General features: G+C 62.5%; 7 protein-coding genes. 6 read left to right on the top strand and 1 reads right to left on the bottom strand.

Annotated features, from left to right (window positions below; all coding sequences use genetic code 11):
• From ACE04F_RS28000 to ACE04F_RS27985, 4 genes are all read left to right on the top strand, one after another.
• Window positions 1–3,525: DUF2339 domain-containing protein (locus ACE04F_RS28000; protein ID WP_486110833.1), on the top strand; the 3,525-nt coding region annotated here is incomplete at its 5' end.
• On the top strand, window positions 3,522–4,892 hold the full coding sequence (locus ACE04F_RS27995) for a DUF3999 domain-containing protein (protein WP_486110831.1): 1,371 nt from the start codon (window positions 3,522–3,524) through the stop codon (window positions 4,890–4,892). The genes ACE04F_RS28000 and ACE04F_RS27995, both read left to right, overlap by 4 nt.
• Window positions 4,893–5,118: 226 nt before the next feature.
• Complete coding sequence (locus ACE04F_RS27990; protein ID WP_107323045.1) at window positions 5,119–6,129, top strand: class 1 fructose-bisphosphatase; 1,011 nt, start codon at window positions 5,119–5,121, stop codon at window positions 6,127–6,129.
• A gap of 3 nt (window positions 6,130–6,132) precedes the next feature.
• Window positions 6,133–6,729, top strand: coding sequence for a DUF924 family protein (locus tag ACE04F_RS27985; RefSeq protein ID WP_486110829.1), 597 nt, complete (start codon window positions 6,133–6,135; stop codon window positions 6,727–6,729).
• A 267-nt stretch (window positions 6,730–6,996) separates the two neighbouring features.
• On the opposite strand, the gene ACE04F_RS27980 is transcribed toward ACE04F_RS27985, so the two are convergent.
• On the bottom strand, window positions 6,997–8,889 hold the full coding sequence (locus ACE04F_RS27980; RefSeq protein WP_486110827.1) for a methyl-accepting chemotaxis protein: 1,893 nt from the start codon (window positions 8,887–8,889) through the stop codon (window positions 6,997–6,999).
• 281 nt (window positions 8,890–9,170) lie between these two features.
• Here ACE04F_RS27980 and ACE04F_RS27975 point away from each other — a divergent pair, with 281 nt between their 5' ends.
• Window positions 9,171–9,425, top strand: a complete 255-nt coding sequence (locus ACE04F_RS27975) for a hypothetical protein (protein ID WP_092328762.1) — start codon at window positions 9,171–9,173, stop codon at window positions 9,423–9,425.
• Between the two features lie 32 nt (window positions 9,426–9,457).
• On the top strand, window positions 9,458–10,027 hold the full coding sequence (locus tag ACE04F_RS27970) for a lipocalin family protein (protein WP_486110825.1): 570 nt from the start codon (window positions 9,458–9,460) through the stop codon (window positions 10,025–10,027).
• Window positions 10,028–10,065 lie beyond the last annotated feature (38 nt).

Here is a 10,065-nt window from a genome sequence, read left to right as displayed (position 1 = left end):
GCCCAGTCGTTTCGACTGGGACGCCTGGGTATCCAGGCCGCCAAGCAACAGATCCTGCTGCAAGATGCCCAGCGCAGCCTGCTCACGCTGGAAGCGCGTCTGGCGGTGCTCGAACGCGGCAACGTGGCCGAACCGAGTGAACCGGCTCCCGCGCCGGAAATCGTCGTTGCCCAGGCGGCGAAGCCCGAGGCGCGCACCGAGCCGGAGCTCATCTGGCAGCTGCCGCCCGATCTCGAACCGGTCCCCGCGATGGCCACCCAGGCCAGCCAGCCGTTGCCCGATGACGTTTGGACCCCCGCGCCCGAAACATCCAGTCGACGCGCAACCCGTGACTTTGAACCTCTACCTTTGGAGCCGAGGACTACAGAGCCGGCGGCTCCTCGCGGTCCGAATCTGATCGATCGTGCCTGGACGGGCGCGCGCAACTGGCTGTTCGGTGGCAACACCGTGCTGCGGGTCGGCGTGGTGCTGTTGTTCCTCGGCCTGGCCTTCCTGTTGCGCTACGCCACCGAAGGCATGGTAGTGCCGATCGAGTTGCGTTACGCCGGCGTCGCGGCCAGCGCCTTGGGCCTGTTGGGCCTGGGCTGGTGGTTGCGCCACCGCAACAGCAACTATGCGTTGATGTTGCAGGGGACGGGGATCGCGGTGCTGTACCTGACCGTGTTCGCCGCCATGCGCCTGCACCCGCTGCTCGATTCCAAGGCGGCCCTGGGCCTGTTGGTTGCAGTCACGGTGTTTTCCGCGATCCTGGCCGTTACCCAGAATGCCCTGGGACTGGCGGCAGCTGCCGCACTGGGCGGCTTCGCCGCGCCGATCCTGACTTCCACCGGCAGCGGCAACCATGTCGCGCTGTTCAGCTATTTCATCCTGCTCAATACCGGCATCTTCGCGATTGCCTGGTTCCGCGCCTGGCGCTTGCTCAACCTGATCGGCTTCGTCGGCACCTTCGGCATCGGTTTCGCCTGGGGCCTGCGTTCCTATACGCCGGAACTGCTCTGGAACACTGAACCGTTCCTCATCGTGTTCTTCCTGATGTACCTGGCGATCGGCTTGTTGTTCACCCGGCGCAAGCTGCTGGAAATGAGCGATGCGCCTGAAGATGACAGCCGCCAAGCGCTGCTGCGCTGGTCGGCGCGCAAGGGCGATTACGTGGACGGCAGCATGCTGTTCGGTCCCCCGCTGGTGGGCTTCGGCTTGCAGTTCGTGTTGGTGCAGCATCTGGAATTCGCCGCCGCCTTCAGCGCCCTGGCCCTGGGCATGATCTACATGGGGCTGGCGCGCGTATTGATGGGCGGGCGCGCTGTATTGCTGGCCGAAACCTGCCTGGCCCTGGGCGTGATTTTCACCAGCCTGGCGATTCCCCTTGGCCTCGACGCCCGTTGGACTGCCGCAGCGTGGGCGGTGGAAGGCGCCGGGATCTTCTGGCTCGGCCTGCGCCAGCAGCGACCTTTTGCGCGCATCTTTGCCCTGCTGCTGCAATTGGGGTCGGCGCTGGCCTTCGTCAGTGAACTGCATAGCGGCGAAGGTAGCCTGCTGGAAGGTTCGTGGCTGGGCGCGTTGATGCTCGGTGGTGCCTTGCTGTTCAGCTTTTACCAACTGCGCAAGGCCGAGCCCGGGCACGTCGCAAATTGGGAGCTTCGCGGGCAACCCATGCTGGCGGTGCTGGGGCTTGGCTTCCTCTACCTGCTGGCACCACTGTTTTTCTTTATTCATGGCACCGCTATCGCATGGGCACTGGCCGGGCTGGCGACGCTGTTCGTCGGCCTGCGCCTGCAATCACGCAGCTTCCTGTTTACCGCGTTCGCCGTGCAACTGCTCGGCGGCGCGCTGTTCCTGCTGCGACTGCAAGGCGCCGAAGGCGATTCGGCAGCGGTGTTCAATGCTGGTTGGAGCGGTCTGCTCAGCGCCTCGCTGATCGGCCTGGCATTGATCGGCGGCATGTTGCTGGCGGCGCGCGACGACATGGTGCGCAACGATGTGCGCTTGCTGCGCGGCTTGTCGGTGGTGTTGCTGGCCGGGTTGGTGTTGATCAACCTCGCGGTGCTGTTCGTGTTGCCTTGGCAAACGGCGAGCGGCGTGTGGGCGGCCAGTGGCCTGTTGATCATCTGGCTGAGCCTGTACCTGAAACAGCGCGTGAGCTTTGTCTTTGGCCTGCTGCTGCAAGTGATTGGCGGTGCAGCTTTCCTGATGGCCGGGCCGGCGCTGCTGGGCTCGCTTGATGCCGAGGACCTGCGTCCCTTGGCCCACAGCGGATTCTGGACACCGCTGGTGCTGGGGCTGGCTGCGCTGGTGGGCGCATGGCGTCTGCAAAAGGCGCACGCGGCGCGGGAACTCGATGCCTTGAGTTTGCAGCGCCTGTCCGAGCTGCTGCTGATCTGGGGCGCCGGTTGGTGGGCGCTGGCGTGGGTCAGCGAAGTGCTGCGCTTTGCCCCGCAAAACCTGCAAGGCAGTTTGTTGTTGGTTGTCGCGGCCGCCAGCGTGGCGCTGTGGACCGTTGCGGCGCTGCGCTTGAAGTGGCCGGCAATGGGATTGCTGTGCACCTTGTTGATTCCAGCAGCAGGCTGTGTGCTGGTGGCGATCGGGCACAGCCGTTATCACCCGGCGGCGGATTTCGGCTGGCTGGCCTGGCTGGCGGTATTTGCCGTGCATTTCCTGTCGCTCAAGCGCCTGGCCGCGACGCTGCCGGCCCAGGCGCGCAGTACCGCTCATGTGCTCGGTTGCTGGTTGTTGATGGCGGTGCTGATGCTGGAGTTACGTTTTGGCCTGCTGTTATTGTCTGAGCAGTACAATGCCTGGCGCTGGCTGGCCTGGGCGATCCTGCCAGGCCTCTACCTGGTGTTGATGGCCACGCCGCGTACCCTGCCGTGGCCGGTGTCGGCCCAACCGCGCGAATACCGCGTCTACGCGGCGGCGCCCATGGCACTGTTGATGCTCGGTTGGTTCTGGCTGACCAACACGTTCAGTGACGGCAATTCGGAGCCGCTGCCTTATGTGCCGTTGCTCAACCCCTTGGAACTGGGTCTGCTGTTCGCCTTGTTCGGTATCTATGTGTGGGCCCGCAACGCCGTGGAGCAAACGACGAACCGCTGGAGTCGGATCGGACAGGTCGCTCAGTTGATCGCCGGTGTGTCGCTGTTCGCGTTCTTCACCGCCTTGGTGATGCGCACTGCGCACCAGTGGATGGATGTGCCGTTCGAGCTGGATGCATTGCTTGAATCGATGTTCGTGCAGGCCGGATTGTCCATTGTCTGGACCCTGATCGCCCTGGGCCTGATGATTGGCGGACACCTGCGGCATCGTCGCGAGGTGTGGCTGATCGGCGCGGCGTTGATTGCGGTGGTCGTGGCCAAGCTGTTCTTTGTCGAATTGAGTAACCGTGGTGGTCTGGCGCGGATCGTGTCGTTTATCGGCGTGGGCGTGTTGCTGTTGGTGGTCGGCTACTTTGCGCCGCTGCCGCCCAAACGCCCGGAGCCGGTCGTGGATGCCGAGCCGCCGATGCCTGTCAGTGAGGGAGTGTCATCTTGAGTCGCAAGTTGAGTCGAATCGGGCTGGGCGTGGTGGGGTTGTGGGTGGCCATGTCGGCCGCGGCACAGGAACAACCGCAAGACTTCGCCCATCAGGTGCCGTTGGCCTTGAGCGGCGAGGGGCCGTGGTATCGCCTGGCGCTGCCGCTGGACGTGCAGTTGCAGGCGCGCCAGACCGACCTGAGCGACTTGCGGGTCTTCAACGCGGCGGGCCAGGCCCAGGCCTACGCATTGGTTCGCGAGTCGGCCCAGAGCCGGGAAAGTCGCACGCTCACCGACGTGAAATGGTTCCCGCTGTACAACGCCGCCGATGACAGCGAGCGTGCGCCCAGCGTGCGTGTGCAATCGAACGCCAACGGCACGCTGGTGGAAGTCCAGCCGTCCAGTCGGCTCGAGGCGGGCGAGGAAGAGTTGCGCGGCTGGTTGCTGGACGCCAGCGCGATCAAGGCGCCACTGCAGCAATTGATCCTCGACTGGACCAGCGAGCGCGATGGCTTCCAGCGTTTCACCATCGAAGCCAGCGACGATTTGCAGCATTGGCAATCGTGGGGTGAAGGCCAGATCGCCCGGCTGACGTTTGCCGATGAGCGGGTCGAGCAGCATGAGGTGAGCTTGCCGGGGCAATCGGCGCGCTACTTGCGACTGCTGTGGGATTCGCCGTCCTCGGCGCCGGTATTGACCTCGGCCCAGTTGCAAAGCGCCAGCCGCGAAAGCCTGCCGCTGCCGTTGGTCTGGTCGCAGCCGCTGGCCGGTGGCACGACCAAGGCTGGCGAATACACCTGGCAGTTACCCATGGGCTTGAACGTCGAGCAGGTGCAGGTCGAGCTGAGCCAGGCCAACACCCTGGCGCCGGCGACCCTGGCCGGTCGCCGCGAAAGCAGCCAACCTTGGCAGCCGATGGGCAGCGGTCTGCTCTATCGCCTGACCCAGAATGGCCAGGACGTGTTGCAAAACCAGCTGCAGCTGTCCGGCCAGACCGTTCAACAACTGAAGCTGACGGTGGACGAGCGCGGCGGTGGCCTGGGCGCCGACGCCCCGGCCCTGCGCTTTGCCGTGCGCCCGACCCAGGTGGTGTTCCTGGCGCGCGGCGAGGGCCCCTGGCGCCTGGCGCTGGGCAGTGCGACAGTCAAGGCGGCCAGTCTGCCATTGACCACGCTGGTGCCCGACTACAAACCTTCGCGCCTGGCGACGCTGGGTACGGCAACGGTGAACGGCACGGCCACGTCGACCCAGACAGTCGAAACCACGCCTGCGCCCGTCGAGACCAATTGGAAAAAAATCGGCTTGTGGGCGGTGTTGCTGCTGAGCGTGCTGTTCCTCGCGGCGATGGCGTTCAGCCTGTTGCGCAAGCCACCGGTCAAGAACTGAGGTGTGTTCATCGCGAGCAAGCTCGCTCTCACTGGATTGGCGAGCGCTGAAGATCCAATGTGGGAGCGAGCCTGCTCGCGATGACGTCCTGCCAATCAACAGAAATACCCAAGCGAACCGACACCCCGTGAACTCAATCCTCCATATCCCGTCTCATAGGAGGAATTAACTCCCGACTCGCGCTAAACTGCGCGGGTTTTCCGCCCCCTATTCTTCGGAGCCGTCCATGTCCCGCGTTACCTTGAGTCGCTATTTGATTGAGCAGACCCGCAGCAACAATACCCCTGCCGATCTGCGCTTTTTGATCGAAGTGGTGGCGCGTGCGTGCAAGGAAATCAGCCACGCCGTCTCCAAGGGCGCGCTGGGTGGTGTCCTGGGCAGCATGGGCACCGAGAACGTGCAGGGCGAAGTGCAGAAGAAGCTCGACGTGCTGTCCAACGAAATCCTGCTCGAAGCCAACGAGTGGGGCGGTCACCTGGCCGGCATGGCGTCCGAGGAAATGGACAATGCCTACCAGATCCCGGGCAAATACCCCAAGGGCGCCTACCTGCTGGTGTTCGACCCGTTGGACGGTTCGTCGAACATCGACATCAACGCGCCGGTCGGCACCATCTTCTCGGTACTGCGTTGCCCGAACGAGTACCTGAGCCAGAACGAAGCGCTGAATGAAAAAGCCTTCCTGCAGCCAGGCACCGAACAAGTCGCCGCCGGCTATGCCATCTACGGGCCTCAGACCATGCTGGTATTGACCTTGGGCGACGGCGTGAAGGGCTTCACCCTGGATCGCGAAATGGGCAGTTTTGTCCTGACCCACGAAGACATCACCATTCCTGAAACCACCCAGGAATTTGCCATCAACATGTCCAACCAGCGTCACTGGGAAGCCCCGGTACAACGCTACGTCAGCGAGTTGCTGGCCGGCGAAGAAGGCCCGCTGAAAAAGAACTACAACATGCGCTGGGTCGCCGCGATGGTTGCCGATGTGCACCGTATCCTGACCCGTGGCGGCTTGTTCATGTACCCGCGCGACAGCCGCGAGCCGTCCAAGCCGGGCAAGCTGCGCCTGATGTACGAAGCCAACCCGATGTCGTTCCTGGTGGAACAGGCGGGCGGCGCGTCCACCGACGGTCACCAGCGCATTCTCGACATCCAGCCCGAAGGCCTGCACCAGCGCGTAGCGGTGTTCCTCGGCTCGAAGGAAGAAGTGGCGCGCGCCACGGCCTACCACAAGGAATAAATCATGGCCGAGCCCTGGCAGCCGTTGCTCGATTGGTGGTTCGGTTCAGCCGAATCACCCGACGACATTGCGGCTGACAAGGGCAAGCTATGGTTCGGCAAAGGCCATGATCGCCAGGCGCAAGAGCGCTTCGGCGATCAGGTCGAGCAAGCACTGGCCGGCGGATTGACCGAATGGGCGCAACGCCCGGAAGGTTGGCTGGCCCTGGTGCTGTTACTCGATCAACTTCCGCGGATGATCTTTCGCGACACCCCCAGAAGCTTTTCCGGCGACCTGCGTGCCCAAGCGCTGGTGGCCCAGGGATTGGCGGCGGGTTTCGACCGGCAACTCAAGCCTATCCAGCGCGTATTCATTTATCTGGTACTCGAACACTGCGAAAACCTCGCGGTGCAGAACGAAGCCGTGTCGCGGTTCATCGACCTGGTCCGGGAGCAACCGGAGGCGCAGCGGGCCGTGTTTGAAGACAACCTCGACTATGCCGAACGGCATCAGAAGATCATCTCCCGGTTTGGACGCTTTCCCCATCGCAATGCGGTGTTGGGGCGTGAGTCCACGGCTGAGGAAGTGGAATTCCTGAAGAGGCCTGGGTCGAGGTTCTGAATTGTGTTGTGGCCGCTGTCGCCATCGCGAGCAGGCTCGCTCCCACACTGGGTTTCTGTTGAGCAGCAAAAGATGCGTCCGTGGAAGATCAACTGTGGGAGCGAGCCTGCTCGCGATGGGGCCAGATGCTTCAACCGCGATGCTTGCTCAAGAGCGGGGCAAGTCTGTAAATCGCGAGCAGGCTCGCTCCCACAGTCGATCGCGGTTCTCTGATAGAACTCAGTCAACTGTGAGAGCGAGCTTGCTCGCGATAGGGCATCCCAGCCGCTAGATCCTGAAACTGCCCACCAATTGCTTCAACCGCGCCGCCTGCTGCTCCAGGTCGGAACAGGCCCGCAACGTGGCCTGCAGGTTTTCCACGCCTTCCTGGTTCAGCGTGTTGATCTCGTTGATGTCGACGTTGATCGATTCCACCACGGCGGTCTGTTCTTCGGTGGCGGTCGCCACGGACTGGTTCATGCCGTCGATTTCGCCGATGCGCTGGGTCACGCTGCCCAGGCGTTCGCCCGCCTGGTTGGCGATGCCGACGCTGCTTTCGCTCTGGCGCTGGCTGTCGGTCATGGTCAGCACCGCTTCCCGCGCGCCGACCTGCAACTCTTCGATCATCTTCTGCACTTGCTGCGCCGAATCCTGGGTACGGTGGGCCAGGTTGCGCACTTCATCGGCAACCACCGCGAAGCCGCGGCCGGCTTCACCGGCGCGGGCGGCTTCGATGGCGGCGTTGAGGGCGAGCAGGTTGGTCTGCTGGGAAATGCTGGTGATCACTTCCAGGATCTGGCCGATGTTCACCGTGTTGCTGTTCAGGGTTTCGATGTTGCCGCACGAATCGCTGATCTTGGCCGACAGCTGCTGCATGGCGGTGATGGTTTTATCCACCACTTGCTGACCGTCTTCGGCCAGGTTGCGGGCTTCACTGGAATGCTGCGAGGCAAGGGCGGCATTCTGGGCAATCTCCTGGGCGGCGGCGCCGAGCTGGTTGATCGCTGCGGCCACGCTGCTGGTGCGCGAGGCCTGCTGGTCGGAGTTGTACATCGACGAGTTGGACGCGCTGACTACCCGCAGGGCGACTTCGTTGACCTGGCCGGTTGCCGAAGCCACTTCGCGGATCGAGGTGTGGATACGCTCGACGAAGCGGTTGAACGAGGTACCCAGCGCACCAAATTCGTCCTGGCCATGAATGGTCAGGCGGCGGGTCAGGTCGCCTTCGCCTTCGGCGATATCGTGCATGGCGCGGCCCATGGTCAGCAGCGGTTGCATCAGCACGCGGATCAGCATGCCCAGGAGGGCGATGATGAACACCACGGCAATGATCATGGCAATCAGCGCCGAGGTGCGAAATTCGCTGAGCATCGCCAGGGCGGTGTCTTTATCGAGCACCAGCGCCACGTACCAGCTGGCTCCGGGCACGCCATTGACCTGGGTAAAGGAGATGAACTGAGTCTTGCCGTCGAGTTCGACTTCCTTCAGGCCCGGGCCGATTTGCGGCGCGCCGTTGGGGTAGGCCTCGGCGAGCGTCTTGAGGACACGCTTGCTGTCTGGGTGGATCAGGATCTTGCCATCGGCGCTGACGATGAATGCATGACCATGGCCGCCGAAGTTCAGCGAGTTGATGATGGCGCTGACGCTCGACAGATCGATATCTGCGCCGGCCACGCCGATCATCTGGTTCTGCCGTTGTACCGGCGTGGCAACGGTGATCACCAACTTGCCCGACGAGGCCGCGATGTAGGGCTCGGTGACGATGGTCTGTTGGGCGCTGTTAGCGGCCTTGTACCAGCCACGGGCACGCGGGTCGTAGTCGGCGGCACGATTACCGGCCGGTATCGAGAACATCACGCCGTCGGTACCGCCGAAATAGCTGAGCTGGAAATTACCGGTGTAGGCCGGCAGGCCCACGGCGCGTTTCAGGCTCTCGGTACTGCTTCCGTCGATGGCGATTTGCTGGGCCAGCGATTGCAGCAATTGGATCCGGCCTTCGACCCATGTCTGGATATTGCGGCTGGTCAGGTTGCCGAGTTCCTGCATGGACGTCTCGGTGCTGGTGTTGAGACTTTGTCGTTGACGATAGTCGTTGAACAGGATGAAACAGGCGAATGCGACGGCCACCACAAGGGCGGCAGCCAGCAGGATTTTGTGGCTGAATTTCATGTTTCTGGTCATTAAGAACGCTACCGCGTAGGGACGGGTCAGGAAGGGATGCCAATTTGCCATAGTGCAAGAATTTGCGCTGTTACTTTTTATCGGCGCAGAAGCCCGTCCCATCAGGCGTCAGGGACCGATCCCGACGAAAGGCACGACCGTGTCACAAACCGGTTGATTTCCGATGAAACACCGCTGCACAGCCAATAAATACTAGGGGCACGAGGGAACCAGACAGGGGTTTTCTCTTCTAAGGATCAGGTTGGCACCCTGCCACCTCCCTTCTGCTCCAGGAGTTACACATGTCGCTGCGATCCATCGCCCTGCTGTTTGTGTGCGTCGTCTTGACCGCATGCAGCAAGGTCAACCAGGAAAACTATTCGAAGCTGTCGGCTGGCATGCCCAAGGCCGAAGTCGAAACGTTACTGGGGAAACCGACTGATTGTTCGGGCGCGCTCGGCATGTCCAGCTGCACCTGGGGCGACCAGAAAAGCTTTATCAGCGTGCAGTATGCCGGTGACAAAGTGTTGATGTTTTCCGGCCAAGGCCTGAAGTAAACCGGGGCGAGTGCCCACGGGAGAAAAAAATAATGATGCGGTTCGTTTTTGTGCTTCTGGCTGGCCTGGTATTGGCCGGCTGTGCCTCTTCTGGCATAGACCCGTTGGCGCCCAAGACCGTCAACAGTGTCAATCTCAAGCGTTACCAAGGGACCTGGTACGAACTGGCCCGCCTGCCGATGTATTTCCAGCGCAACTGCGCGCAATCCGAAGCGCATTACACCCTCAGGCCTGACGGCAACATGGACGTGTTCAACCGCTGCCTAACTTCCGACTGGAAATGGGAAGAGGCCAAGGGCACGGCTTACCCGCAAGTGCCGGGCAAGACCGACAAGCTCTGGGTCGAATTCGATACCTGGTTCTCGCGGATCCTGCCGGGCGTGGCAAAAGGGGAGTACTGGGTGTTGTACGTCAGCGACGACTACAAGACCGCCATCGTCGGCGACCCGAGCCGGCGCTACATGTGGTTGCTGTCCCGCACGCCGACGGTGAAGGTCGATGTGCGCGAAGAGCTGCTGAGCAAGGCGCGCCAGCAGGGTTACGACACGACGCGATTGGTCTGGCGCGCGTCGGATCGGCAGATGGCGAAGACTTCGGACTGACTCCGTAACATCTGTGGGAGCGAGCCTGCTCGCAAAGA

The sequence above is a fragment of the Pseudomonas sp. AGC41 genome (assembly GCF_057334555.1).
This window is presented reverse-complemented; position numbering and strand designations above follow the sequence as displayed.

Coding starts and splice junctions, on each gene's coding strand:
- ACE04F_RS27990 (WP_107323045.1), top strand. CDS start 5,119: ATGTCCCGCGTTACCTTGAGTCGCTATTTGATTGAGCAGACCCGCAGC.
- ACE04F_RS27985 (WP_486110829.1), top strand. CDS start 6,133: ATGGCCGAGCCCTGGCAGCCGTTGCTCGATTGGTGGTTCGGTTCAGCC.
- ACE04F_RS27980 (WP_486110827.1), bottom strand. CDS start 8,889: ATGACCAGAAACATGAAATTCAGCCACAAAATCCTGCTGGCTGCCGCC.
- ACE04F_RS27975 (WP_092328762.1), top strand. CDS start 9,171: ATGTCGCTGCGATCCATCGCCCTGCTGTTTGTGTGCGTCGTCTTGACC.
- ACE04F_RS27970 (WP_486110825.1), top strand. CDS start 9,458: ATGATGCGGTTCGTTTTTGTGCTTCTGGCTGGCCTGGTATTGGCCGGC.